General features: G+C 47.8%; 19 protein-coding genes. 1 reads left to right on the top strand and 18 read right to left on the bottom strand.

Annotated features, from left to right (window positions below; all coding sequences use genetic code 11):
* Nucleotides 1–8: 8 nt before the first annotated feature.
* The 6 genes from E5161_RS15925 to E5161_RS15900 form a co-directional block, all read right to left on the bottom strand.
* A complete protein-coding gene (locus E5161_RS15925; RefSeq protein ID WP_136778836.1) occupies nucleotides 9–665 on the bottom strand; it encodes an amino acid ABC transporter permease in 657 nt (218 codons plus the stop codon).
* Between the two features lie 72 nt (nucleotides 666–737).
* Nucleotides 738–1,538 carry a glutamate ABC transporter substrate-binding protein gene (locus tag E5161_RS15920; RefSeq protein WP_136778835.1) on the bottom strand — a complete coding sequence of 267 codons (801 nt, stop codon included), beginning with the start codon at nucleotides 1,536–1,538 and terminating at the stop codon, nucleotides 738–740.
* A 26-nt stretch (nucleotides 1,539–1,564) separates the two neighbouring features.
* Complete coding sequence (locus E5161_RS15915; protein ID WP_136778834.1) at nucleotides 1,565–2,293, bottom strand: amino acid ABC transporter ATP-binding protein; 729 nt, start codon at nucleotides 2,291–2,293, stop codon at nucleotides 1,565–1,567.
* A gap of 391 nt (nucleotides 2,294–2,684) precedes the next feature.
* The gene (locus tag E5161_RS15910; protein ID WP_342773877.1) at nucleotides 2,685–3,581 is read right to left on the bottom strand and encodes a response regulator; all 897 of its coding nucleotides are present in this window, start codon (nucleotides 3,579–3,581) and stop codon (nucleotides 2,685–2,687) included.
* A complete protein-coding gene (locus tag E5161_RS15905; protein WP_246042366.1) occupies nucleotides 3,578–4,858 on the bottom strand; it encodes a sensor histidine kinase in 1,281 nt (426 codons plus the stop codon). The genes E5161_RS15910 and E5161_RS15905 overlap by 4 nt, the downstream gene beginning before the upstream one ends.
* Before the next feature lie 267 nt (nucleotides 4,859–5,125).
* The gene (locus E5161_RS15900; protein WP_136778832.1) at nucleotides 5,126–5,959 is read right to left on the bottom strand and encodes a helix-turn-helix domain-containing protein; all 834 of its coding nucleotides are present in this window, start codon (nucleotides 5,957–5,959) and stop codon (nucleotides 5,126–5,128) included.
* Nucleotides 5,960–6,105: 146 nt separating this feature from the next.
* Between E5161_RS15900 and E5161_RS15895 the strand changes: the two genes are divergently transcribed.
* Nucleotides 6,106–6,534 (top strand): VOC family protein, encoded by a 429-nt coding sequence (locus tag E5161_RS15895; RefSeq protein WP_136778831.1) that lies wholly within the window; start codon nucleotides 6,106–6,108, stop codon nucleotides 6,532–6,534.
* 43 nt (nucleotides 6,535–6,577) lie between these two features.
* On the opposite strand, the gene E5161_RS15890 is transcribed toward E5161_RS15895, so the two are convergent.
* The 12 genes from E5161_RS15890 to E5161_RS15835 all read right to left on the bottom strand — a co-directional run bounded on the left by E5161_RS15890 (nucleotide 6,578) and on the right by E5161_RS15835 (nucleotide 26,186).
* Nucleotides 6,578–8,032, bottom strand: a complete 1,455-nt coding sequence (locus tag E5161_RS15890; protein WP_136778830.1) for a M56 family metallopeptidase — start codon at nucleotides 8,030–8,032, stop codon at nucleotides 6,578–6,580.
* Nucleotides 8,029–8,388 carry a BlaI/MecI/CopY family transcriptional regulator gene (locus E5161_RS15885; RefSeq protein ID WP_136778829.1) on the bottom strand — a complete coding sequence of 120 codons (360 nt, stop codon included), beginning with the start codon at nucleotides 8,386–8,388 and terminating at the stop codon, nucleotides 8,029–8,031. Before E5161_RS15885 ends, E5161_RS15890 begins: the two co-directional genes overlap by 4 nt.
* 107 nt (nucleotides 8,389–8,495) lie before the next feature.
* The gene (locus tag E5161_RS15880) at nucleotides 8,496–10,478 is read right to left on the bottom strand and encodes an S-layer homology domain-containing protein (protein ID WP_136778828.1); all 1,983 of its coding nucleotides are present in this window, start codon (nucleotides 10,476–10,478) and stop codon (nucleotides 8,496–8,498) included.
* 304 nt (nucleotides 10,479–10,782) lie between these two features.
* Nucleotides 10,783–11,349: a hypothetical protein gene (locus tag E5161_RS15875; protein ID WP_246042328.1), complete on the bottom strand. Its 567-nt coding sequence runs from the start codon at nucleotides 11,347–11,349 to the stop codon at nucleotides 10,783–10,785.
* A gap of 81 nt (nucleotides 11,350–11,430) precedes the next feature.
* Complete coding sequence (locus E5161_RS15870; RefSeq protein WP_169306726.1) at nucleotides 11,431–12,786, bottom strand: acyl-CoA reductase; 1,356 nt, start codon at nucleotides 12,784–12,786, stop codon at nucleotides 11,431–11,433.
* Nucleotides 12,783–13,988 (bottom strand): LuxE/PaaK family acyltransferase, encoded by a 1,206-nt coding sequence (locus E5161_RS15865; protein WP_169306725.1) that lies wholly within the window; start codon nucleotides 13,986–13,988, stop codon nucleotides 12,783–12,785. The genes E5161_RS15870 and E5161_RS15865 overlap by 4 nt, the downstream gene beginning before the upstream one ends.
* Nucleotides 13,989–14,130: 142 nt before the next feature.
* Nucleotides 14,131–18,333, bottom strand: coding sequence for an FIMAH domain-containing protein (locus tag E5161_RS15860; RefSeq protein WP_136778824.1), 4,203 nt, complete (start codon nucleotides 18,331–18,333; stop codon nucleotides 14,131–14,133).
* 504 nt (nucleotides 18,334–18,837) lie between these two features.
* Nucleotides 18,838–21,960, bottom strand: coding sequence for a glycoside hydrolase family 2 TIM barrel-domain containing protein (locus tag E5161_RS15855; protein ID WP_136778823.1), 3,123 nt, complete (start codon nucleotides 21,958–21,960; stop codon nucleotides 18,838–18,840).
* 19 nt (nucleotides 21,961–21,979) lie between these two features.
* Nucleotides 21,980–22,810, bottom strand: coding sequence for a carbohydrate ABC transporter permease (locus E5161_RS15850; protein ID WP_136778822.1), 831 nt, complete (start codon nucleotides 22,808–22,810; stop codon nucleotides 21,980–21,982).
* Nucleotides 22,810–23,670, bottom strand: a complete 861-nt coding sequence (locus tag E5161_RS15845) for a carbohydrate ABC transporter permease (protein WP_136778821.1) — start codon at nucleotides 23,668–23,670, stop codon at nucleotides 22,810–22,812. Before E5161_RS15845 ends, E5161_RS15850 begins: the two co-directional genes overlap by 1 nt.
* Before the next feature lie 66 nt (nucleotides 23,671–23,736).
* The gene (locus tag E5161_RS15840; RefSeq protein WP_136778820.1) at nucleotides 23,737–25,035 is read right to left on the bottom strand and encodes an ABC transporter substrate-binding protein; all 1,299 of its coding nucleotides are present in this window, start codon (nucleotides 25,033–25,035) and stop codon (nucleotides 23,737–23,739) included.
* A gap of 119 nt (nucleotides 25,036–25,154) precedes the next feature.
* Nucleotides 25,155–26,186 (bottom strand): LacI family DNA-binding transcriptional regulator, encoded by a 1,032-nt coding sequence (locus E5161_RS15835; protein ID WP_136778819.1) that lies wholly within the window; start codon nucleotides 26,184–26,186, stop codon nucleotides 25,155–25,157.
* Between the last annotated feature and the right edge of the window lie 499 nt (nucleotides 26,187–26,685).

Below are 26,685 nucleotides of genomic sequence, written 5' to 3'. Positions count from 1 at the left end.
TTCTGCTGTTAATTGGACTGGGACAATCGGCGCTCAAGCAATTTCAATCCGATACTGATCGGCACGGTGAGCACGAGGTAGAACATCCCGACAAACAAGTATGGAGTGAACGTAATGTAAGTCTTGCTCGAAATTTTATCCGCATAATACATCAGGTCGAATCCGGCTACTACGCCGAGAATCGCCGAGTTCTTCACAATGTTCAAGAATTGGTTGCCGATCGGTGGAACCACGATGCGAAACGCTTGCGGCAAAATGATATGCCGCATCGTTTGCAGATACGTCAGGCCGGAAGCCCTTGCCGCCTCCGACTGCCCCTTCGGGACCGAAATAATGCCCGCACGCACCGCTTCCGCGATGAACGCTGCGGTGTAAACCGTGAGTCCCAGCGTACCGGATTTGAATCCGTCGACGGCAGACAGGCCGAACACCGGCGGGAGCAGGTAGAAGCCATAGACCACTAGCAGCAAAGGGATGTTCCGTATCACTTCCACATACGTAACCCCCACCACATTTAACAACCGAATCGATGAAATCCGAAAGACGGCGATAACCGTCCCCAGCACGAAGCTGCCCGCAATTGCCAGCAAGCACGCCAAGGCGACATTGCCCAGCCCTTCCATATACCAATCGAAATACTTCGTCAAAATGTGAAAATCCAACACGGGCGTTCCTCCTCTCCCGGAAGTAAACGGGATGAGCGGACATTCGCGCCGCTCATCCCGGATCCGTTCCTCTTACTTGCTCGGCTTCTCGCCCATCCAGTGTTCATAAAGCGTGTCGTATTCACCGCTCTCTTGCATCGATTTGATAACGTCGTTAATCAATTTCTGCAGCTCGGTATTGCCCTTCTTCACCGCAATGCCATAAGGCTCATCCGTAAAGATGCCGCCCACTACCGCGAAGTTCGGATCCTGCTTCGCCATGCCGAAGAGGATGGCATTATCCGTTGTCAGCGCATCGCCTTGGCCTGCCTTCAGAGCGGCGAATGCGTCCTGATAGTTGTCGAATTCCAACACTGTCGCATCAGGAGCCTTCTCGCGAATGTTATTCACAGACGTAGAGCCCTTGGCGCCCAGCACCTTCGTTCCCTTCTTGATATCCGCGATTGACTGGATCGGGCTGCCCTTCTTGACGAGCAAGGATTGGCCCGCCTTGAAGTACACGTCCGAAAAGTCGACCTGCTGCTTGCGCTCGTCGGTAATCGTCATCGTCGCGATGATCGCGTCGATTTCGCCATTTTGCAACATTGGAATTCGCGTCTTCGACGTTACTTCCTTCAGCTCCAGCTTGTTCTCGTCACCGAAAATCTTCTTGCTGATCGCCTTGGCCATATCGACGTCGAAGCCCTCTACCTGGCCGTTCGACGGATTCTTGAAGCCGAAAAGAAACGTATCGTACTTCACGCCTGCGACAAACTTGCCGCGCTTTTTGATGTCCTTAATCCCGCCTGCTTCAGATTTGCCGCAAGCGGCCAGAACCGTCATGACAAGCAGAACTGCCGTGATTATAACAGCTAACCGTTTGAAAGCATTCATGTCGTGTAAGCCTCCCAAATTTTTAATTAGTGGTTAAGCACCCGGCGAAGGAATACGCGTGCGCGCTCCTCGCGGGGATTGGCGAAAAACTCGGCCGGTGCGGATTCCTCCACGATCTGACCTTGGTCCATAAAGACGACGCGATCCGCCACTTCCTTGGCGAAGCCCATCTCATGCGTGACAACAACCATCGTCATGCCTTCTCTCGCCAGCGTTTTCATGACATCCAGCACCTCTCCGACCAGCTCCGGATCCAGCGCAGAGGTCGGCTCGTCGAACAGCATGATCTTCGGCTTCATCGCGAGACCGCGGGCAATGGCGACCCGCTGCTGCTGGCCGCCGGAAAGCTGCGACGGATACTGGTCGGCTTTCTCGGCAATTCCCACCTTCTCCAGATAAAACATCGCCGTTTCCCTCGCGGTCTTCGGCTCGACGCCGAGCACCTTGATCGGCGCAAGCGTGATGTTATCAATCACCTTCTTGTGCGGATAAAGATTGAATTGCTGAAACACCATCCCGAAGTCACGGCGCAGCTTGTTGATATCAGTCTTCTTGTCGTTTACGGCTATTCCGTCCACCGTCAATTCACCGCTCGTGATCGGTTCAAGACGATTGATACACCGCAGTAAAGTACTTTTGCCCGAGCCGGAAGGACCGACGATGACGACCTTTTCGCCTTGCTTGACGGTCAAGTTGATGTTCTTCAGTACATGGAACGAGCCAAAGTACTTGTTCACTTGGCGAAACTCAATCACCTGCGCACTCCTCCTCTCACAGAAAATAGAATCTGTAAGCGCTTACTTCCTGATGCATTGTCATCATATCGACACAACTACGCCATCCTACACAATCCTACAGAAATATAAATTTATTGTTCTTTTTAAGAAAAAAAAGAACGGCAGCCGTGCTTCTAACGGGTTCCGTTGTAAGCTGCAAAAACGGATTTATAAAAAAATGGCGACCGAATTGGCCACCATTTTTCTTTTATGTTAATGAGACAGCAATTTCCGTTTGTTGAGTCCACAATGAATTTTTATAGTGATAGTTTCAGGATATATTCTTCAACTTCCTCAGCTCGTGAATTGGAGTATCCCCTGTCTTCCCCTTCTATCTCAAAGCCACACTTTTCTAATACGCGAATGTTCCTTATTCCATTTTTCTGGATAGGTCCCAATAGAACGCCTGTAGAAACTTTTTAATACTCACTTTTCCTTTGCACGTCGGGGCTTCCTCGTCGATTTCCTTCATACGCAGACGCACCTCCTGAAAATCGAAGAACATCGGCGCATAATGTTCGAACTTCGGATTGCTGTAATCGGTTAAGCCCAGACAGGACAGATGGGTTAGCGCCGCCAGCGCCGTCCGCCGAATCCGCTGCTCGATAGCTTTACTCTCTTTGGCGATTTCCTTGTCGCTCTGCCTGTATTTGGCCGCAATCGCTTCATACAGTTCCTGCAGCGGGGGCATCTCCTGCTCCCGCCGGTCAACCAAGTACTCCATGATCGCTACGATATCTTTGCTTCCGCTTTCGCCGGTGATGCCCATGTCCAGCATCATATGATAGGCAGCGTCCCTCGCGGTCCGCTCCTTAACGACCGGCTTCGCTTGCGCTTTCCCTTGCTCAAGGTAGGCCAGGGATTTCCGGATTTCAAGAAGCGAGCGGTCCAACTTCAGCTGCCCGTTCACCTTCTCCAGTACCGCTTGAATTTCCAGCTTGTTGATCGGTTTGTGAATGAAGAACTCGATGCCCGTCTGATAGGCTTGACCGACCATCTCTTTGTCGACAACCTGTGAGATCATGATGAATTTGCCATGAAAACCGCCGGCTCGGAGCTGGGCGATCGATTCCATGCCGTCCTGGTCGCCCATCAGCAGATCAATCAGCACAACGTCCGGCTTCACACGAAGGATCTCGGCAACGCCCTCTGTGCCGTTGTCGGCCGTCCCGATCACCTCTCCCAGCCCGCTAGATTCTACAATAGACTGCAGCATCCTCCTGCTTACGTCATCATCGTCAATAATGAAGTAGGTCAGCGTCGTCACTCCTCCAATCTTATCGACCGCGTCGGCAAGCGAATCTCGAAAGCACTTCCCTTTCCCCCGAGCCCTGTATCAACATGGATGATCCCGCCGAAGTAATCTACGATATCCCGTACGTGCGAAAGTCCTATGCCGGTTGAAGCCGAACCGAGCTTATCGAACTTGGTCGTAAACCCCGGTTTGAAAATGAGCGGCCGCTCCTCCTCCGGAATTCCGTGTCCCGAATCCGTAATCTGAAATACCGTGTCGTCACCGCTTGTCTGGTAAACTCGGATCATTACGACCCCATTCCCGTCGATCGCCTCCACCGCATTCGCCAGCAAATTATTGAGCATGGTTAGCAGAGGGATCTCGTGCATGACCGGAAAATCAACATCCGAATCCCGACGGAACACAACCTCCTTGCCCAGCATCTCGCTATACTTCTCATTCGCGCGGACCGCATGATCCATAAGCTCCGAGAGCCGCAAATCTACGGCGATTTCCTTATCGAACAGCTTGATTAGCCCAGCCAGAATCCTCTGCGAATCTTTTTTCACCTCATGAATTTCCTGAGCGATGCGAAGCGCCTGATTGCTCTGCTCTTTCAGGTCGGAGCCTTTCAGCTGTTGATAAAGCTTGTAGCTTTTAGCCATAATGCCTTCTGTAGCCTCGATTGACTTCTTCAGGTAAAATACTTCCCCATACAAGCCCGCGCCAATCGACAGCATCTGCTCCATTCGCTTATTCTGCTCAGCATGCACGAGTTGAAGCTGACGAAGACTAAGGGTGCTGTACAAGCCGATGACGAAATAACTTCGAACTACAGCAATCACTAACAAATACAACCACTCGCTTGTCCAGAACGCAATCGGATATGCCGGAAGCTTACGGATCAACAACTCCGTCGAATTGGAGACGAAGTCGATCGCGGCCACCAGCGCACCGACCCGCAGCGGATTGAAATCGTCGAGCCTGCGGCGGATCAAGCTCATACCGGCCCCATACAAAATATAGAAGAAAGAAGCCGGCAAATGATTCAGCAAGCTTACGTCTAGCGCGATGCCCGTCCCGAAAAGCAGGTCTTGCAGCATTCGAAACAACAGTACGACAATCCCGGTCAGCAATCCGATCCGTACATGGGACAAGCTTCTTGAGAACAGCAGCAGAAACAAAAACGTGATGCTCCCCAGCGCAATCCGAAAGCTTTCCTCGTGAAAGGGAGTAACCTTCAGTTCCCCCGCCGCCGCGGTAACTAATGCAATGACGAACATCTGCCATCTGGAATCTCCCCAGATCATACGCCACACACGCGCCGCCTCGCTTTCTTCCGACTACCCTCCATATTATTCGGGTATTACACATGTTTTCAACCTGAATCACCGATGGCGGGCCATGGGCGCCTCAAAGGTAGGCGCTCGCCAGCCCCCATGCCGGTCTTTCTCCGTATACATGACGCCCATGCTGGGCGTACACAAATAAAAAACACTGACCTTGTGCGGTCAGTGTTTTTATGGTGGAGGCGAACCGTGATATGGAGAATCCTCGATCCTCCGCCGTTGAACGCCTTATACGTAAATGATCTCGCCCACCTCGTTTTGCAGCGAGGTGTACTTGGCTGGCGAGTGCCCCATGAATCGTTTGAATTCCTTTATGAAATGCGCCTGATCGTAGTAGTGATCGTTGAAACGTCCGCTTTGCAGGAAGCCGCGCTTATCTTGGAGTAACGCTTGGTAACACGATTGGAAGCGGATGATCGAAGCGAATGTTTTGGGACTGATGCCCAGCCGCTCCTCAAACTTAACGCGAAGCCACCGATCGCTTAGTCCCATCTCGTTCGAAAGCGACTCCATCGAGACCAGACCGCACGAAGCCATGATCGCGGCCGCCCCATGTTCGAACCTCGCGTCCCTCACTGTCCGGGTGAGCGTCCCAATCAGGTATTCTTGAAGCAGGTCTGCCTTATGCGCCGGATTCGACGCCAGATACATCCGCTCTTCCAGGATGCCGGCGGCCGATGTGCCGGTAAGCTCGCCAAACGGCACGATTATATTGCGCAATTCGTGTTGCGGAACGGCGAGCAGGCGATAGGCGGCCGCGGGATTGAGTTCCATACTTATACACCCAAATGGCTTGCCTTGATCGAAATCGGCAATAATGCGGCAGTCGGATACCCCCGCGACGAATAGCCGATGTTTCGGCATCAGAAATGCATTCTCGCCAACCCGGATCGCAGAAACATGCCCCTCATAGTAATAGAACAACTTTACCGAGCCGTTAGGCGCGATGATCTGCATCTCTTCTTCGGAAAGCCCCCCGTTGCTCTCAAACACCCAGATATCTTTGATGAAATCTTTCAATATCACGCGCGGTGATAAGCGCCTGATGGCAAGGTTATTCATGGAATCTCCTCCAAGATTTCATGCAAGTATCGTAACAAGTAGGGGCATGAAACTGAAACTTCCGATTCTTACAATACGGATTGTACCCTTATTTTGTAACTTTGAAGAGTGCAATTTTCAAATAAAATACATTTGAGGTGATCAAAATGGCATTGACGTCCACCCACATTTATGTGAACTTGCATGTGAAAGACGTGAAAAAATCAATGACGTTTTTCACGGGGCTCGGCTTCGAGTTCAACATGCAGTTCACAGACGAAGAAAAAGCGGCTTGCCTCGTGATCGGTGACAACATGTATGCTATGTTGCTGACGGAAGATTACTTTAAGTCGTTTACGAAAAAGGAAATCGTCGACACCGACAAATATGCCCAATTGACCATCGCGTTGGCCGCCGAAAGCCGGGAGAAGGTCGATGAAATCGTCAACGCTGCGGTATCCGCGGGCGGGAAGTTGTACAGTGATCCGGCAGATCACGGATTCATGTATCAGTGGGGCTTCCAGGACCTGGACGGCCACATTTGGGAAATCGGGCACATGGACATGAAAGCGTTCGAAAGCCAGGCCCAGGCATAAAAATCATCTTTTCCATCCACGTCAAAACTCTGACCCTCGAGGGTCAGAGTTTTTGTGTCCGATCGATCAGTTGTCGCAAGCTTTCTTCATCCGCAGAATATTGCCGAACATCCCCTCCGAGCAGCTTCTCGGCCTGTTCTCTGGTGAACGTAAAGCGATCCGTTGCTCCGGCATTTTGACCCGTGTGATCTGCAATCGAATAGGTCACGCGATCGACGTTATCGATCAGGCTGAAGAGCAGTATGGAATTGCGATAATAAAGAGCTTCGGTGTTGATCGTCCCCTCGTGAATCCCCATCGCGGAGTCGTTCTTGATATAACGGATGGTCAATCCGTACGGCTGAGCCGTTGTCTGAAGCTCTATCCCATTGCTCTCCAAACCTTCGGGCCGCGGCAATCCGCTGATCAGTCCGCCCACCTTGCTCGCGCTGCCGATATACGGCGTTTTGTTTTTCAACAGCAAATCCAAACGATATCCCAAATAGTCAGACTGCGCAGAGGGCTGGGAAGAAAGTTGCGGCGATTCCAGTATGGGCTTGGGATTCGCCGTACATCCCATAACCACGGCTGCAATTACGACCGCCGAGACTGCAACCGTCCAAGAGGAAGCCTTACGGTAAGCGAGTACGTTTTGGATTCTCGACTTGATATGGCTCTCTCCAAAGGCCAGCGGACTGCCGGTACTTAGCCCGCTTCTACTGACCGAAAGGGACAGCAAGGTTTGGGAGTAGCTTCCTTTCATCCGGTCGCCCATCTTGCTCATCACCTGCTCATCGCAGGACATTTCCATGTCTTTGCTCATCAGCGCATAGGACAACCACATCAGCGGATTAAACCAGTGGACGATCAGCGTCAGATATGCCAAAGGCTTGATGAGGTAATCCCGTCTTCGAATATGCGTCTGCTCATGCAGCAAAACGCAAGACAGTTCTTGCTCGCTCAGGCCGGTGGGAACGTAGATTTTCGGCTTCAGAAACCCGAACACGAAAGGAGTGGCGATCCGGTCGGTCTCGAAAAGGTTGTCCTTCACGAGGGTAGCCGTTCGCACGCTGGCCCGCATTTTCAAGTAGGAAAAGATGCTGTAGAGAAGCAAAACGGCCACGCCGGCGATCCAGACCGCACTTCCGATCCAAACGACGATTTGCATCGGATTCACGCTGGCCAACGGTTTCGCTGCAGGAAAGGACGTATTGACGATTCGGCTGATCCCCCTGATTCCGGTGTCCACAACCGGATTTTTCATCATTCCGATGTCCTGGGGCACGAATACCATAGAGCCTGTATCCGTTTTATCGGCCTGAGGCTGCACCAGCCGCAGAATGCTGAAAGAAGAAGTGAAACTCACGGGAATGACCAGTCTGATCGCTACGGCCAACCATAAGAGATAGGAAAAAATTTTAGGCGCGCGTCGGAGTGGAATTCTCGCAAGCATAACCGCAAGCGCCACATAGCTTGCCGTAACGCTCATATTCAGGATCAAGAGGAACAGGCTCGTCACTGGGTCGCCTCCTCAATGATCCTTTTCAATTCTTCGGCTTCCTGATTGGAAAGCTTCTTCCCCCCCAGAAAAGCGGTTAAGAACTGCGGCAACGACCCGTTGAAAGCTTTTTCGACGACCGTCTGGCTTTCGTATTTCTGCGCATCCTTTTTTTTCACGACGGCCGTTACCGTTGCATTCTCGTTACGAAGGATTCCGCGCTCGCACAGCTTTCTTAGAACGGTATAGGTCGTGGACTTCTTCCAACCCAGCTTGGTTTCGCTGAGCTTCACCAAATCCGTGGAATTGATGGGTTCATGTTCCCAAATCAGGCAGGCGAATTTGTATTCGGCATCGAACAATTTGTACGGTTCCATTGGGATCGCTCCCCCCCCCGGTAAGTTTACTGCGATAAACCTCATGATGATAAGTTTATTGCAGTAAACCTCCATCGTCAAGGGGCTCTTGCTTCCGGTTATTACCGTTATTTCGTCTTGGGCCCGATTTCAAGAGTCAATATGCCGCTAACATGGTTATAGGACACCTTCACCGTTCTTCCGTTCAACTTGAACTGATCGGGAATATCGTTGCGGTTGAAGTAGTCCCAGACCGTCTTCCAATTGTCCTCGAAATAGAATCGGAACAGCTGCGCCGAGACAACCGGGATCTTGAACGATTCCGACAACGTAGGTTCCAGCTGTCCGGGAGGCGTCCCCCATCCCGTAAATCTGAGTGTTACCTCCGTGTCCTTGGAATCGCCCTGCATGACGGTAATCGCACGAGAAGCGCCGGTAATGCTGTAGTAACGTCCACCGTCCTTAAAACCTAGCTCTTCCTCGAAAGCTTTGAAATTGTCTGCCGGCTTGGACGACCACTTCGAAGTGAGCTGCGGCGCCTTCCAACCCCCTGGATATTTCATGTTCGGATCCAACGGATTGAAATCGAAGGTGGAAGGGTACTGGCCCTTGGTTCCGAAATAGTTCGCGGTCGGATGCTCAGGCACGGTACCGATCAGAATCATGGTTGTCTTCCCATCCATCCGCGTCGTCACCGGATAATATTGAGAGACGAAATCCAGCGGAACGAAAAGAGAGCCATCCTTGGAAATCGCTTTGACCGTAAGATCCGAATCGTCCATCCCGATGGAGGTTCCGATGAAAGTGGCGCCGTTCTTCTTCGGAACCCCGTCCCATTCGAATTTCCACTGGTAACCCCGTTTCAAGACGACGGTCACGACGTTCCAATCATCGCTCATGTCCCAGGAGCCGCCAATGCCGGGCAAGACGTCGCTCACAGGCACGTAGATCGTTCCATTCTTATCGAATACCGGCTCCAAGAACGTATTGAACCCCGGCCCCCGCTTCTCCTCGCCGTTGACGAAGAGCGCATAAGGCTTCGAGTTCGTGGCGTTCTGCGGGTCATTGTTCCTATGCTCCCCCCACTGGACGTGGTAGCCGTAGTAGTACGAGGTTTGGATTGAGATATTTCCTTTCTTGTAAGTCTTGCCTACCTGGCCGTATTCGAGCGCCAGCAAATCCTTCAGAAGTGCGCTCGTTTCCTTCGCGCTCATCGGCAGACCAAGCTCCGTTAGAATAGAGGTCATCAGTCCGATCCTGTTTTTATCCAACTTGATAATGGTCATATGCCAATTCTCGCCCACATCTCCATAGGCGAACTCATCAAATTGGAAATCCAGGGTAATCCCGCTGCCCTCTACCCGCGTCTGATACCGTTCGGCATTCAAGGAAGCGGTGACTTTGACGCCGGCATTCTGAGCAATCGCCTTGATCCGGCTGGCGAGAGAGTCGTCAACTTTAGCCGGTTTGCTTGGCGGCTTGATGGCTCCCGCCTTATAATCCTTGATCTTCGTTAAGAAGAGAGCGGCCTGAGCGCGAGTAAGCAGTTCCGTCGGACCGTAATTGGTGAAGTAATCCCCTCGGTTGCTGTATGTACCGGAAGTCAGGTTTTGTTGGTATAAAAATTTCACGGCCACTTTCGATGACAGGTTCTCGACATTGCCGTTGAGCAGCATGTAGATGATCCTAGCCGCTTCCGCCCGGGTAATCTGGACGAGTCTCTTATCGCTGTCCCTGGGCCAGAAATCTTCCAATGAGGTGACACCCTGCTTCGCCAGCGACTCGTAGGCCCAATCCGACCATCTCGGCGGCACGTCTATGTCCTCCTCAGCCACAGGAGTTGCAGCAGACTTGCCGTATAGAATCTGGGCAGCCATGGCGATGAATTCTTCCTGCGTAATATACGCATTCGGCTTGAAGGAGCCGTCTGGATACCCGTGAACGACGTCTAAATCGGCTAATCGAGTAATGGCGGCATTCGCCCAATGGCCGGCGGGTACATCGGTGAATCCCTGCTTGGCCGCCAGGGCATCCCCAGCGGGGATAAGAGAACCGGCGAGCAAAACTGACAGAGCAACTTCGCTAATCCTTCTTTTGCTGATGCGCTTCATGATGCTGTAATCTCCTCTAAGCTGTAGGATATAGGCCACAGGCCGAAGGGCCTGGTCCTAGTCCCATCATATCACGTTCTTAAACATGCATGTTCCAGAACTTGGAACGGAATCTTGAGGATTCATGTTTGAGTCGAAGGGAGTATCTGATTTCGAGCGGGATCTTTGCAGGAAATCTCGCTCATGTATGCGTGGGACGAATCAAGGAGCTCGATTAAAAAAAAGAACAGTCATCACAGAGGACATCCTCCGCGATCTGTTCTCCCGGTTCAATCGTTTTCTTTTACATTGTTGCCCTCCGTACTTAGTCGGACTCGTTTAATAGAAGATTGCGGTATGGATATTTGCTGAACGAATACTCGAATAATAACGCGAATCCGGAACCTTCAATCGAAACCGATTTTAAAGCTGGCGTTCTGATGCAAGAACGGGTCATACAGGTTACGGCTTTAGTATCACCTTTGCGAATCGCTTTCGCTAACGTCGAGGCAAACGGTCTGAACTCCGCGATTCTGCGGTAAAAAGGCAATACACTATGAGCGATTGAACGGTGTACGCGTGTGTCGAAATTGAACTGAACGCTTCCAGGCGGGATGGTCGTTCCGTTCGTATAGTTGATGGTACTATTCGATAACGAGAACGTGACGAAGTATCCGATTCCATTGGAACCGAGCTGATTGCCGGCCCGAGGCGAAACTTGACGCAGCATCTTCTGCATCTTCGTAAGATCGGCTTTGATAACCGCCTTGCTCCATCGGGCAGCATATTGCGGTTTAAGAGCAATCGCGGTGTAAAAAGGCACCATGGCTGTCGACACGCTTTGTAATATGTGCGCAGTGATATATCGCTTCCGATTCGCTTGTTTAACCACGTTTGCCCCCATAGGATTGATGATGATTCATCTATCATATGAATGTAAACTCACATTCGCTTGGGGCGTTTTTTAATTAAATCACTTTATATTTGTAGTAGTATCCGGACAAGAATGAAGTGTGGTCAACGCAGTCAAGTTGTATCCACCGTCGTGTGAAGCTCCCGGCGCAGGACAGCTCATCTCCCCAATCCGGGAAATTCGGGCGACCCCAAGCTGCGTGGCGGTATCAAGAAAATCCGAATCGTTACCTTCATAGGCCATTACCTGAAAAAGCCGCCGCTGATGCCGACCGAACGACGACAAATAAGCGAGTACCTCTTCGTTTGAGGCTACTGGACACACGAACACAAAACGATCGGTAGACGCATTTATCGCAGCATGATCGGGCAGTATCTTCGACAGCACAACGGTCCAACTTTGGGAGTCGGCAGATGCCAAAACCTTGCCTTGGCCGCTCAATCCCAACTGGAGTTCATACTGATGCCGGTGTGCGGCAACTCGCACTCCTCTTCCTACATCACTAGGCGTAACCGGCCATCTGACAGTCGCCTTTTGAAGTGACAATGCTAGTGCTTCGGCAATAGCCTCCGCATCTGAATATCCAGTATCCGCACGTACAAGGATGAATCTGGGCGATGAGCACGCCTTCTGCTCCCACAACACTAGGTCTGAGGCTATACCTTCTGCCAAGTCCGCAAGATCGCACGGCAATGGTCCGTCCAAATACGTAAAACTGAATTTGGGTCCATGTGCAAGCAGGGGCACATCATGCTCGGCAGCCAAATGTGCAATCGAACGTTGTGACTGTTCGCCCCCCCAGTGAATGACTCCATCCAGAAGTGGAAATAGTGCGCGGTAAACTGACTGATCAGACCCAGACCACTGCAAAACAGCAAGTTCATCGGCAAGCTCCGGTGATACCGATAAGATGGATTGAGCAAAGGCTGCTGCGAATATCGGCTCATCCGTCGGTATTTTTACCAGATTGACATTTTTGGTGATGAGCCCGTAAGCAAGGCTGAGGGGAGCCACGATTAGCGCGTTCCCCGCCAAATTATGCAATAACAATCCGCGTGATTGGCGGCGCAGTCGCAACCCCGGCGCTTGAATCCAGCTGTCTAATATATTGATGCTGCCAAGTTCCTGCTCCACCATTGATGCCAGATAATCCCGCGTTAGCAATCGACTCAAAGTGTCAATTTCATATTCCACAAGCTCCGGCGAGTGACCGGTAGAGGCGGCGAGCATGGGTACAATCGGTGCACGATAGCCAGGGTTTGACCATAGCTTTCCAACTTCATCTAAAAGGTTCAGGTAATAGGCAACGGGACGGGCTCTTGCCGCTGTTATCCCTGGACGAAGCCGTTCCGCTGCAGCAACTGCATCGTCGCACCCGATACGACGAGGTATTTCCGGTAAGTTAGCAAATGTCATTCGAACATCACCCCGCATCCTGCTTTATGAGAATGAGGGACTCGACCGTGAATTCGAATTGCCGTCCCAGATATTTTGGAATTAGTAGGTTCGACCAGGCTCACTAAATCATCGACCAACACAGCTGCGCCGGCATGCGTACTCATACCGTAAGGCGTAATGAGTTCCAGAAGCCCCTCTTTTCCATACTCGGATATCGGCTCCAGTGTGTTTGGGTCTCGCACGAGCGCATGCGCCCACGGAGGCACCTCATACACAAAATCCCGCAAATCGGCATCATAACAACCCGGCAGCATCGTGGAGGACTCGGAGAAACCATAGCGATCCGTTATATGTTCCGGCGGAATGCCCAGTATACGGGTCATATCCGACACAAACGCCTCCTTGGATATCGTTCTGCTGATGTTCACCTGTCCCTTCTTTCCATCCCATCCACCCGCTCCTGGCAGAAGGTATCCATTGGAACCTAGATCGAAGGTCTCTCCAGTACGGTCGTAATGATCTTTAAGAGTTAAATAAAGCAGCGGAGTGGAGCCAATCAACAGGGTTCTCTCCTTGCTGTGAACCGCCTCACGAAGTCTATCTAGCAAAATGGGCAAATTAATCTCCATGCGAAGGGTTTCCTTGTTTGGTTGCATTAAATAGTGAAGCTTTTGGGGATCGTGTGTAACCCGTTCCGATTGAATAATATACAGGGCGAAGGGTTCTACCGGTTTACCGTAAAGATTTCCCGACCGGGCCTTCATGACCGCCGGATCCGGCCAAAAAACGAGAGAGGTATCAAACGGCTCGTTGCCGAATAAACGGGAGAACAGGCTGAGATACGCAAGTTGGTAAGTCCCGACATCCTCCCATCGCCGCCCGGAAAGGCTGGGGTCTCCCCTTGTGCTGCTCGAAGCGGTCCAGAGATCAATCTCTGACACTGGGATACGCAAAAGCTTTGGAAAAAGTCCGACGGATTTTTTAAATGCCTGTGATGTGATATAAGGTATGCGAACAGCATCCTCCATCGTTGTCAAATCAATATCCGGGTTAAAATGCCGGTTCCTGCAAAGCAAGGAATAAGCCTCGCATTCGTTCACTGTACCCGTCAGCGTGTTTCTAAGATCGTCAATAAATCTCTCTTCCTTTAAGCTTGTGTTCCCAACCGCGCCGATAGCCTTCGTTTCAATAGGTGCTAATATCACCTTCTCCTCCTTCACATTGTCAATCCTAATTTCAGTCCGATGTCTGAAATTCATAAAAATTTATGCACGAAAGACCCAATTTTATACAAAAAAATTTTACGATCGGGGAACAACTAAAATAACGAAGAATCCCCCGCTGCGGGGGATTCTTCACATCCTAGTTGGTCAAGCTACCTATCAAGCTTGCCGCACGAGCACCCAAAATCGCCTTGGCGGCTTCGGATATATTGCCCGGTTGGGGCGGTTTGTTCAGTTGTCTTAAGAATTGTTCCAAATGATCAACCGCTTGCTTCGTCCGGCCTCCATTCAAGTGATGCTCGACCTGCTGTAAAGCGTTTGTCAGTTGGCTAACCGACGGGCCGTTAACGTTGCCGGATGCAATGAAATAGTTAAGCTGCGCTGCCAGGTCGGCCGCAGTGATGCTGCCGGCGAAGGCGCCGATAGCCGTTGTTCCGACATCCATACGAGGCGAAGCAGTCAAGGTTGCCGGATTGACAGCATCATAGTCAACGCTCAAGAGTGGGTTCGGGAAAGCATTGTCCTTATTTGTCATCTGGACAGGTTTACCCACGTAAGTACTCATATCGAATCCTTGAACAGGCCATGGAGCCGGGTAGTCGTACAACGTATTTGCCCAATCGCCCCAAGCAGCCACCGTTTGCTCAACCGGTACGCCTGCTCTTCTCAACGGACTATTTGCCGCAGGGTTAAAGTTTTTCACCTCAGCCCGGGCATCGATAAATTCAGGGTTCGTGCCGAAGATCGTGCCTGCCCATTCATTGCCGCCCGGCACGTCAAGCGCATTCGTCTGAACCCAGTTGTTCGCTCCCTTCACCTGTCTGCTGCCGGAAGCCCAGTTCGCTCTGTTAATGGAAGACGGATCCGTATTTTCTGCAACAATGCTCATCGGACTACCATCAGGCTTATAGAATACGTTGTTGTACAGTTCAACGCTTTCCACGCCGAATTCAATACGGATCGCTTGTACCTCGGAATCATTCGCATAATGAACGAACGTGTTATTCACGAAACGGTAACGACCGTAAGTCTGGCCGAAGGACGGACCGACTTTACCCGTATACTCGGATAAATCGGATGTGCCGTCTCCGCCTACGCGAACGAGAGAGCCTCGCGTATGAACAATGACGTTGCCGACGACATCCGAATCTTCCCTTCTGAATAACTCGCCGTACTCAGGGTTCGTTTTCCTTAACTCTTCGACAGTCAAGAACGAATATTTTCCGCCGTCTATTCCGAAATCCGGGTCAGGTCCAATCAGCTCGAGGCTCTGATAATAATTGTTTTCGAACCAGTTATAGTACACTTCATTACGGCCAGCCCTTGTTTTCAAGCCATTTCCGGTGTTGGAATCGTGGATGTAGTTATATTGCACCCTTGCCACGGAATCCGGATGGGCCGCCTCGTCAGCCGAAAGATACAGGTTATGGTGGCCTCCATTCGTTCCATTGCGGTACACCTCGTTGTATTCGACCGTAATGCTGCCGGAACCGAAGTCGGAACCCAATATTCCCATTCTAGCGTCGTGGATCACGCTGTTTCTAACAACAAGATTATCGGCCTTGTGGAAGATAGCCCGGTAAACCGTCTGATTGGAAATATCGGTTCTGACAGCGCCCGGCTGCGACATGATGTTGCCGTAATGAACGCCCGGAAATCTTGCCAGCACTTCGGCCAGATTACCCGCCACTTCAAAGTTGTCAATTACAATGTGATTCGCGTCGATCTCCATCATATTCGCGGCGTTTAATGTTTTAAGAATCGGCCTGTTGCCATTCGCCGATACGCCTTTAATCGTAATCGGTTGCGCTTTCGTTCCGGAATTGTTCACATCCATGAAGATCGGAGCCGGATACACCGTATCTCCATCCACTTCCACTACGTCCCCTGGCTGCAACAATGCCACGACGTCCTGAACCTTTTTAAATTTATGGGTCGGGCCTACGGAAAATACTTTCTTCCCATTAACGATAGCTGGATTGTTCGTCTCGTTCATGCCAGCCTTATCGTTATCGACAAGTCCGATCAGCTTCTCGCTGATGTTGGTCACTTTGAAGCTTCCTTCCGCCGCAACTACGCCCATGACGCCGACGTTATATTTAGCAAGTGCTGCATTGCTGCGGAACGCATAGTTTTCGGCGAGCTTGACACCGTCGACCGTAGCGCTATACCTTTTATTATCAACATCGATCCTCATGGCAACATGGTACGTTTCGCCCTTGGCGTACGGAATCGCATTGACCGACTGAGTGGCCGTGTTGTTGTTGGCTGCGAACCGGCCGTTTGCTCCAAGCATCAGGTTTATTCTTCTGTCGGCAGAGAAGCTCATCACGGCATTCGCCGAGTTGAAGGCAATATGACCATTTACGCGATCCTCAAGCGGCGTGACATCAAACTCGATTTCAACCACACCCGTCTTAGGCTCCGCAAAAGCATAAGTCGTTACCGGAGCGTTAGGCGTATACGGCACGTAAGCGTAATAATCGCCGTTAGGCTGAGCCGTGCTTCTGCCGCCCAATTGTTCCATCACCCACGAGAAGTGGCCTGTCGTTCTCAATTGCCAGCTGTATTTTCGCGGCGGAGTTACCCGGTACACATATTTATTCCCATCGGATGGATGCGGCAGAATCCAGTAATTGACCCCAATTTCAAAAGTATCGTACAGACGGTTTGCCAGCTTGGTTAAGGCGGTATCCGGCGTCCCAAGCAACTTCGAGAAATAGGCCCCCCACGCGACAGCGCCTGCAACGTCAATCGCATGTTCAACATCGTCGTTCCAGCGCATATTGCTCGAGCCATCGATATTCAACATATAATCCGGGAAAACAAGCGCTCCCGGATAAATACTGGAGTAAATATGCGGTTCCTGCTCGAATGGCGGCTCTTCCTCCCAAATGTCTCCTGTCTTGGACAGCTTGCTTGCCGCTTTGAATACATTAGCTAACCTCTTGATAAACTGGGCGATATCCCCACTTTCCGTAAAGGCGTACGCCCGAACCATCGCGTCGTTGACGAACACCGACATCCATGGGGACGCTAGCCATGTGTTAGGAGCACCTTCATCGTGCTGCGCATCCGTATGGTACAAGCCTCCATCGATCCGCTGCGCCGGAATTTGCCCACCCGCGCCATTTTGGTGCCAGATCAGGGAGTCGATAATATCGAGCATCGAGGCTTTGTATTCATCCCCAAACACCTCATAGGCGACAATATTGGCGAGCAGCTTTAATCCAACAATGCGCTCAGTCCAGAAACCCAGGCTCGGACTCCATCTGTGAACGTCATTTTTATAGGCATTGACGATCTTCGGAATACTTTCTTTCACGACATTATCACCGGTCAGCCAGTACGTATAGGCCAAATTTTCATTCGTGCTGTACATGGACTTGGCTCTGAGAGAAAACATTCCGTTATCTAACAATTTTGTCCGATAAAACTCCGTGCTGCGTACTGCTTCTTGCAGCATTTTGAATGAACCGCTGCGCATATAGGACACAAACATCGTTGACGAGCGGTCGAAGAGCCAGACATCCCCTACGGTTTTATAATTCATCAGCCTGTGTTCAATCGGATCATCTTCATTAATGGCCGTATAGAAGTTATTGACCGAAGAATGATCGTAAGCCAAATATTGATCCATGGGCAGCTGCGATTTCACCTTTAACGGATCTTGTCTCGTAAGCGGAATATCGTCGTTCATCGGAGTCATCAGATGCGGCCTGATGGCCCCGTCGATCATGATGTCTTTAGGCAAAACCGCATAAACGTCGGGCTCATATACGTTGTCTTCGGCGACGAAGGTTCCCGATGTGACGAGATGCCATGCGCTGCGGGGATCTTCGAGACTGCTCACATTTTGCGCGCGGGCGGGACCGCCCCATTCCACCGTAATTTCTTCGTAGCTCGGATAAGTTTGGACGAAGGTGTAATGGATCTGGATCCGCGCAAATCGAACGGATGCTTGATCAATCCCGGTATTCGAAACATGACGCCAAGGCGTGAGCTGCTCAACGAATGCGGGAATTTCCACACCGTTCTTCATAACCCTAACCTGCTCAAGCTGCTCTTCTGTCACCGATCCCCGCGTAAAAGGAACACCGAACGTGACTAATGTAGGCGTTCCCGTTTCCACAGCTTCCGTCGGATAGAGTTTTACGGTCATGCTTCCTGCATGCTGAGCCGGAGCGAAGAAGTCTTGCACCTCTGTTTCCGTCCCCGATCCCGGCTGTGATGCTGCATCTGCCGCTGACGCCGGTAGAACGCCAGCCATTATGGATAAGACCAATATGACAGAAAGTAGCCAACTGAGCGTGGCCTTGCCTTTGTTAAAGGCTTTGAACATACTTGACTTACCTCCTTTATATTGGGGTTTCTTTCCACTCTGATTGATGAAAGCGCTATCGTAAATAGCTCGATTTTTTGCTCTTTCATCAATTTTTAGAAAATTAGAAAAAGAATGGACTTTTGAACGATTTGTGGATTTTCAACTAAAAAGACTTGGAGAGCCACTCCAAGTCTTTACCGATCTACACTCTTTCTATTAACCAATACATGGACGAACCTAGAACTGCGCCTTGCCTAGCAAATTTCCATTGACTTTCCCTCTCTTCGCGATAATTTTTAGAGACTAAGAACGCCAATATGGAACGGCATGACTCCCCATTCTACTCCACCAACAAAAAAAACACTGACCTCGTGCGGTCAGTGTTTTTTTGTTGGTGGCGAGGGGAGTATCTGATTCCTGATTGAATTTGCTAACGACACAGAATCGTCTACAGCGTAGTCGCGGTTTAGAATGGTGTTACATTTTCTATCTCATCTTCACTGATTTTGCAGTATTTTTTTCTTAAATACTAATAATCTTTTTACTTAATGCAACAGGAGAATGGGCATTTTCATCGTATGGTAGAATCGAAAACGAAAGGTCAAAATTTTTATTCTCTAAACGATACTGTTCCTGTACTTCTTGACCACAGCTGGCAGAGCCCAACCCATATTGCTGTTGATCAACATGTAAAGTAATATACGGCTGTTTCAATAGGTCACATGTATGTTTGGCCGCCTCCAACTGTTCAACTGTATAATAGCTTGCAGTGAAATCAAAAGAGGAACCACTGATGAACAACCCTTTTCCATTCTCTTGTGTAAAACTTGCCCATTTGGTTTGATGTCGGTTGCCGTTTTCTTGCGGGAACACATACGGTGTATGCAGGCCATCAACGGTTGATGACCAAACGCTCATTCTCGCCGCCTGTCTGCTATCGCTATAGGCTTCATTTGGTCCTAATCCATACCACTGTACGTGATCATAGACTCCTTCCACCACCATCTCAACACCAATCCGCGGCAGGTACTGAGGTCCCTCGCCAGATTTCACACCCTTGATCTCTATGGCGATTCTTCCATTCGAATAGATGGTATAAAGATAGGTCACCTGGAATCCCCACGCAAGAACAGGCGGTGCTAGCTTGGCTACACACTGAATGACAACGGACTTGAGGTCTTCACTAATCGTGACGTCCGTACCGATCATTCGATGTTGAATGGCATGTACACCAAATTCCTTCCATCGTTTTGTAGCGGAGCTTGCGTTAAACTCTTCCGACCCCAGTAAATCATTATCGATTGGCGCTCTCCAGAAATTTAGCCTTGGTCCTATTGGCATCACGAGCTGACCATCAAAATAATAATCTTCTATTCGTCCATTTTGTTTATTAAAGGTCAATCCAAAGTTTGGCCCCTCTATTTTCGTCGTGGAGGCTTTATCCAATATCGTTAATCGACCTGAAGGTTGTGGTTCAACCGGAACATAACGAGAGATTGGGAGTTCATATTGCGACCACGCAACCGTATGACCTGGATCAGCCCATAACGTTCTTTCTTTCGTCTTCCAAACGAGATTTAACCAATAATCTGTATTTTCCTCCACCACTGCCGGTAGATGAATCGGTAAGTCAACCACCTTGGCCGTGTTTGCAGGAATTTCCGGAACATCGACAATTCCACCTTCAAGGATTCGTCCGTCAGCTTCAATAAACCACTCGCACTGTAACCCCGATAAATCGGAAAAATCAAATCGATTTTGGATCCGTACGGTGTTTTCTTTATCATTAAAATCCGATGTGACGACGGGTTCAATCACTTTTTTAAATTCAGCTAACGCTGGTGATGGCTCACGATCCGGCCGAACCAACCCATCGATCACAAAGTTTCCATCATGAGGCGCTTCGCCAAAATCACCCCCGTATGCAAAATACTCCTTACCCTCTTGTGTATATTGGCGTAAACCGTGATCAACCCATTCCCAAACAAAACCGCCCTGTAATCGATCATAGGCATAGAAGGTCTCCCAATATTCTTTAAACCCGCCTGGGCCGTTTCCCATTGCATGGGCATATTCGCATAAAATATGGGGCTTGTTTAAGTAGGTTAATCCCCCCATTACCTTTAATTTTTCAATTGGCGTATACATGGATGTATGAACATCTGTTGCTATAGGGTCCTTCGTGGGGACAAAGTTATCCTCCGACAATATCACCCTTGTCTCTCCTTCATAGTGGACCAGTCTTGAAGGGTCTCTCCTTTTCGCCCATTCGTACATCGCAACATGATTTTGTCCAAAACCGGACTCATTCCCTAATGACCACATAATGACGGAAGGATGGTTTTTGTCTCGTTCTACCAATCTTTCCATTCGATCTAAATAGGCATTTTTCCACGCCGGATCATTACTTAATAAATGGGGTTGCCCAATCTTGGTCAAACCATGACACTCAAGATCGGCTTCATCAATCACATAAAAGCCAAATTGATCACAAAGGTCATAGAACCTCGGGTCGTTCGGATAATGTGCCGTTCGGATGGCATTAATGTTATGCTGTTTCATTAAAACTAAATCCTCAATCATAGATCGTAAAGGGACAGCCCTTCCGTGATCAGGATGCGCATCATGCCGATTCACACCTTTAAACATGATAGCTGCACCATTTACGAGCAATTGGCCGTCTTTAATCTCAACTGTTCTAAATCCGCATTTTTGCGGAATAACTTCTACTACTTCCCCCGCAGGATTTAGCAAAGTAACCACCACATCATATAAGAAAGGAGTTTCAGCATTCCACGATTTTACCTGACCCAGATGAATGGAACCTGTCACTGTTTCGCTCGCTAAATCTTGTTTGTGCAAAGCAACAACAGTGCCCTCCTTTTGGATTTCCACAGTCACTGTATGATCTTGATACACTCCTGATAAAGCAATCTCATAATCAAGCCGGCCATCCTGATAGTCATGTTCTAAAGTGCCATTCAGAAACAAATCACGGATATGAACATCTGATTTCGAGAGAATATAGACATCCCTAAAGATTCCGCTTAACCACCACATATCCTGATCTTCAATATAAGAGGATTCGGCCCATTGATAGACTCGTACCGAGATCCGATTTTCGCCTTCTCTTACAAAACGAGTAATATCAAACTCTGAAGGAAGTCGGCTGCCTTGACTATATCCTACGAATTTTCCATTCATCCAAACATGGAAAGAGCTATCAACACCCTCAAACATGAGATAGCATTTCCCTTGTAAAGCTTCCTCTGTGATATAAAAGGTTCGGCTGTACGATCCCGTTGGATTCTCGGAAGGAATGTACGGAGGATCTGCTGGAAAAGGATACTGAACATTTGTATAATGCGGTTTCCCGTACCCTTTTAATTGCCAATGAGATGGAACGCTGATATCCGCCCAATGATCTGTGGAGTACTCTTCCCGGTAAAAATCACTCGGCGATTCCATCGGCGAGTTCGCATAATGAAATTTCCAATTGCCATTAAGCAATAAGAAACCTTGAGAGTCTCCTCGTTCGTACATAAGGGCTTCCCGTTTACTCTTATAGCTAAAAAAGGTTGACCTGACTTGCAATCGATTCTTATATAACACGTTCAAGTTTTCCCAATCATTTTGTAAACTCATCTATATACTCCTCTCGATATTAACCTTTAACAGATCCCCCATAAATTCCGCTGATAAAATACTTCTGCAACAACAGGAATAAGATTAATACCGGCACAATACTGATAACCGTTCCCGCTAATACTTGGCCATAATAAACGACCTGGCCCGGAGCCACTAATTGGGATAATAAAACAGGCAACGTCGTACTTTCTCTATCCTGCAAAATAATCAGCGGCCACAAATAATTGCCCCATTGTTGGATAAAGCTCAATATGCCTAATGCAGCTAATGGCGGTAAGGAAGTAGGCAAAATAATTTTATGAAAAATGGACAACTCAATAGCCCCATCAATTCTCGCCGCTTCTATCATTTCTGTCGGAATACTCATCATATTTTGCCTCATAAAAAAGACTCCAAAGGCATTCGCGAGCGCCGGTAAAATGACCGCCTGCGGTTGATTTTGCCAGCCAAACCCGATAACCATTTTGAATAAAGGAATCAAGGTCACTTGGTGCGGCAGCATCATCGTAATTAATACGAGACCGAACATGACATTTTTCCCTTTAAACTCAAATTTAGCAAAGGTATATCCCGCGATCGCACACAAATACAAGGTAGCAATCGTAAAAACGACAGAGATAAGCAAGCTATTACCCAATGCCCTCCAAATAGGTGCAGTAGCCGCTAGTTCTGTTATGTTATTCATAAATTCCACACTTGGAAAAAACCTGGGAGGACTTTGGAAAATGTCACCGTCTGATAGGGTAGAACCTACAAACATCCAATAAAACGGATAAACAGAGACGATAGTCACAATAATCAAAAATAGATATCCTGCTGATTTTGTTATAAAGGATGGTCCTTTCATTATATTTTTCCTCCTTTCGTTATCTTGATTTGGAAGAAACTTATAACACCAACGATAATGGTAATAACATACGCCGAGGCTGATGCGTAACCAAATTGGAAGCTTTGGAAGCCAAATTGATAAAGGTACATAATCGGTGTATTGGTCGCATTATTCGGTCCGCCCGCTGTTAATAAGGAGGGCTCTGTAAATAACTGAATAGTACCAATGGTAGAAAGAATTCCACAGAACAACAGGATTGGTTTTAACATGGGAATGGTGATCTTAAAAAATTGGGTGAATTTATTGGCCCCATCCACTTCAGCGGATTCATACAACGAATGATCAATCGTCGTAATTCCTGCCAACAAAATAATCGTATTATAACCAGTCCATCTCCATGTCACCGCGATAACAATTAACACCTTTGACCAGATCGGGTCGCTAAACCAATGAATAGGGTCAATATGAAAGAGTCCTAAAACGTAATTCATCATTCCGAATTGCTCATTAAAAATAAGAGTAAACACAATGGAATAGGTGACTAAATCAATTAATACCGGCAAAAAGATGAATAATCGAAAGATGCCCTTTCCCTTAATAAATTTAGAGTTTAATAGGACAGCTAAGAATATCCCTAAAATGAGCATTACCGGCACTTGAACAATTAATATGATAAAAACATTGTAAAGGGACTTCCAAAATAATCCGTCCGTCAAAATGTTTTTAAAGTTTTCCAAACCAACCCATTCCGCCTGATTTCCTTGAGCAGAAGTGAACGACAAATAAAACGATTCGATAATGGGATACGCCATGAAAACAGCAAATACGATGAAGAACGGCGATAGAAACAGGTATGGGGTTAATTTTTTGGGGTTCATTTTGCCACCTCCCATAAAAAAGAGCAGGTGTTTGTAAGTTGAACACCTACTCTTTTTTATATTCTATTATTTATTTACATCAAGCTTGGTTGATTTCGAAATAGATTCTGCGGTAGTTTCCATCGTTTTATCTACATCATTTCCTGTTAACACACCATCAATCATATCTTTAAGCGGCTTCGTTGCGTCCAGCATAATTGGACCATATTCCATACCTTTGATGGTTGTGGTTAGTTTCGCGAAGAAAGGATACAATTCCATTCCAAAGTACTTGTCTTCCGTATTAAATACTTCGCTTTTATAGAATGGAGTGTAGGAAGGGAAAAGTCCATATTGCAGCATAATCTTTTGACCTTCGTCAGTCGTTAATACATATTCAATAAATTTAAATGCTGCATCTGCATTTTTAGACTGTTTCGACACTGCTAAAATGGAGCCGCCTAAATTAGCTTGTGTATTTCCACCCTTTTCAAAAGCCGGGATCGGAACGATCCCCCATTTACCGGCTTGTTTTTCAACAGAATGGCTCAACGTACCCGCATACCATACAGGTAAAATAACACTGGCAACTTTATCGTTCGTTAACGCCGGAATTCGTCCATTGCCATCGTGAACATTAATGGCAATGCCCTCATCCTTCATTTTCTTTTGAAGTAAGAGTGCCTTTTTTGATTCCGGCGAATTCACATTAATTTTGCCATCTTTCACATAAGAACCACCCATTTGGTTTAAGAAGATTTCATAAAGATTAAAATCGTCGGTATAGAGGGTCATAGCTGTGCCGGGGATTGCTTCTTTTAATTTCTTGCCAGCTTCAATATATTCGTCCCATGTTTGAATAGATTTAACATCGATGCCCGCCTTTTCAAATAAATCGATTCTGTAATACAAAGCGGTTGGACCTAAGTCCCACGGCAGGGCGTATACTTTATTATCTTTTGTGACGCTTTTCCACGAAGATTCAACAAAATCATTTTTGTATTTTTGCGTTTTGTCTGTTATATCCACAAATTGATCGGGGAATTTCTGAAGGAACGCCTGAAAATCCCTTGCCTGGGTTTGAATAACATCCGGAGCTCCCGTTCCCGCCGCTAAAGCCGGAGTAACTTTGGTATATCCGGTATCCGCGCGCAGTATTTCAACTTTTATATTGGGATACTTTTGGTTAAATCCCGCAATCTGTTCAGTTAAAGCGTCTGCCGCGGCATTCCAAGCCGCCACCGTAATCGTAGCTTTTTCATTGGTAGAACCAGCCGTTTCATTAGTAGAGCTTGCCTTTCCATCTTTTTCTTTTCCGCCACTGCATGCCGTCAAGAAAATAGATAAAACGACTAATAAAGACAACAAGACCGAGAACCTTTTCATTTTTTTCGCTCCTTTTATACAAATATATGGTCACGTGACCACATTGCGGAAAAATAATGTGGTCACGTGACCACATCATGGTTTTAAAATAAGTTATTTTGAAACCGTTGTCAATCAATTTATGAAATAATTAAATTCTTTACAGATTCCCTTTCCTTCAATCTAACTTCAACTTCAATACTTTTCGCCATAGTGCTTTCATTCTGAATTTGATCCATCAACTGTTGAACCAGCATTCTGCCAATTTCCTTTTTTGGAATATTCATCGTAGTCAACGTTGGAGTGACGATTTTAGCCAACTCAATATTGTCAACACCGATTACTGAAACATCCTGAGGAACTTTTTTCCCGCTTTCTATGATCGCTCTTATGGCCCCAGCTGCTAACAAATCATTAGACGCAGCTACAGCAGTAAAATAATACCCTCTATCCAATAACATTTTTATAGCATCGTAACCCGTCGTCAATTTATCTTCATACATTTCAATGAATATTTTATAATAATCCTTTATCGGTAAGCGATGTTCCTTCATAGCCATTTCATAACCTTTATATCTTGGATTACTGTTGCTTTCTTCGTTATAATAATGGCCTAAAAAGACAATTTCCTTATGTCCATTTGTTATCAAATATTCTACGGATTGCCTCATTACCTTCTTTAAATCGATATATACATGAGGAATTTGTGCTTTAAGGGGAATGTCCATTCTTTCAATTCGATCCCAATAGGTAACCAGCGGCATTTTTTTCGTAATTTCAAGAATATCTTCAACCATGGTTAACTCCTGAGATCCCAGCAGAATAATGCCATCATAAGGACCTTCTAAAACTTGCTTAATATAAGGATGTTTCTTCTTCGTAATATTATATAACGATAAGGAATATCCGTATTCGATTGCCATTCCCTCTATCCCCATAAACATTTCTGAAAAAAAGGAGTTACTAATAGAAGGTGAGATACAAGCAATTTGTTTATAGGATCTCGTCCGTAAATTTTGTGCCGCTCGGTTCGGTATATAGTTTAGTTCGGCAATGGCTGCTTCTATTCGTTCTCTTACTTCAAGAGCAACATATCCGTTTTTGTTGATGACGCGCGATACTGTTGATGGTGAAACTCCTGCTTTTTGTGCCACATCTTTTCTTGTAACCATACACACTCCCCCATCTTAGCCACGTGCCTTATCTCGGAAATTGGCGATATATCACTATATCGATTTTATATTCTATGACATTCATCAGCAAGAAAGTAATTCGTTACTTCCGCAGTGTATAAATCATATTGCAGTTGTTATCCCTATTATGTAAAAAAAATCCACAACCTCATGCGGTTGTGGATAAAAATATCGGATTTGCCCAACTTAAATTTTCCACCAAGATGAAATAGGAACAGAAAACTCTCCGATTAATGGAACAGTTTCTCCAATTTTAGGAGTAATTAATTTAACTTTTGCTTCCTCTGCCTTTTGTAATGCTCGTTCCACCGGTTCTGTCCAACCATGATGTGGTGTAGTTTATTGAGCTCAGTTCCCCGTTAGCCGCCCATGCCCCTCACGGGGCACCACAGAATAATGAAAATTTTTACTCCGCATTTTATACTCTTCTTACGGCTGGTGAGGAAGGTCGTTTAACTATGGTGTCGCGAACCCAACC

Source organism: Cohnella pontilimi (genome assembly GCF_005049045.1).
Classification (GTDB): Bacteria; Bacillota; Bacilli; order Paenibacillales; family Paenibacillaceae; genus Cohnella; species Cohnella pontilimi.
This window is presented reverse-complemented; position numbering and strand designations above follow the sequence as displayed.

Coding starts and splice junctions, on each gene's coding strand:
- E5161_RS15845 (WP_136778821.1), bottom strand. CDS start 23,670: ATGAACCCCAAAAAATTAACCCCATACCTGTTTCTATCGCCGTTCTTC.
- E5161_RS15905 (WP_246042366.1), bottom strand. CDS start 4,858: ATGATCTGGGGAGATTCCAGATGGCAGATGTTCGTCATTGCATTAGTT.
- E5161_RS15855 (WP_136778823.1), bottom strand. CDS start 21,960: ATGAGTTTACAAAATGATTGGGAAAACTTGAACGTGTTATATAAGAAT.
- E5161_RS15850 (WP_136778822.1), bottom strand. CDS start 22,810: ATGAAAGGACCATCCTTTATAACAAAATCAGCAGGATATCTATTTTTG.
- E5161_RS15870 (WP_169306726.1), bottom strand. CDS start 12,786: ATGACATTTGCTAACTTACCGGAAATACCTCGTCGTATCGGGTGCGAC.
- E5161_RS15920 (WP_136778835.1), bottom strand. CDS start 1,538: ATGAATGCTTTCAAACGGTTAGCTGTTATAATCACGGCAGTTCTGCTT.
- E5161_RS15900 (WP_136778832.1), bottom strand. CDS start 5,959: ATGAATAACCTTGCCATCAGGCGCTTATCACCGCGCGTGATATTGAAA.
- E5161_RS15860 (WP_136778824.1), bottom strand. CDS start 18,333: ATGTTCAAAGCCTTTAACAAAGGCAAGGCCACGCTCAGTTGGCTACTT.
- E5161_RS15880 (WP_136778828.1), bottom strand. CDS start 10,478: ATGAAGCGCATCAGCAAAAGAAGGATTAGCGAAGTTGCTCTGTCAGTT.
- E5161_RS15895 (WP_136778831.1), top strand. CDS start 6,106: ATGGCATTGACGTCCACCCACATTTATGTGAACTTGCATGTGAAAGAC.
- E5161_RS15835 (WP_136778819.1), bottom strand. CDS start 26,186: ATGGTTACAAGAAAAGATGTGGCACAAAAAGCAGGAGTTTCACCATCA.
- E5161_RS15840 (WP_136778820.1), bottom strand. CDS start 25,035: ATGAAAAGGTTCTCGGTCTTGTTGTCTTTATTAGTCGTTTTATCTATT.
- E5161_RS15885 (WP_136778829.1), bottom strand. CDS start 8,388: ATGGAACCGTACAAATTGTTCGATGCCGAATACAAATTCGCCTGCCTG.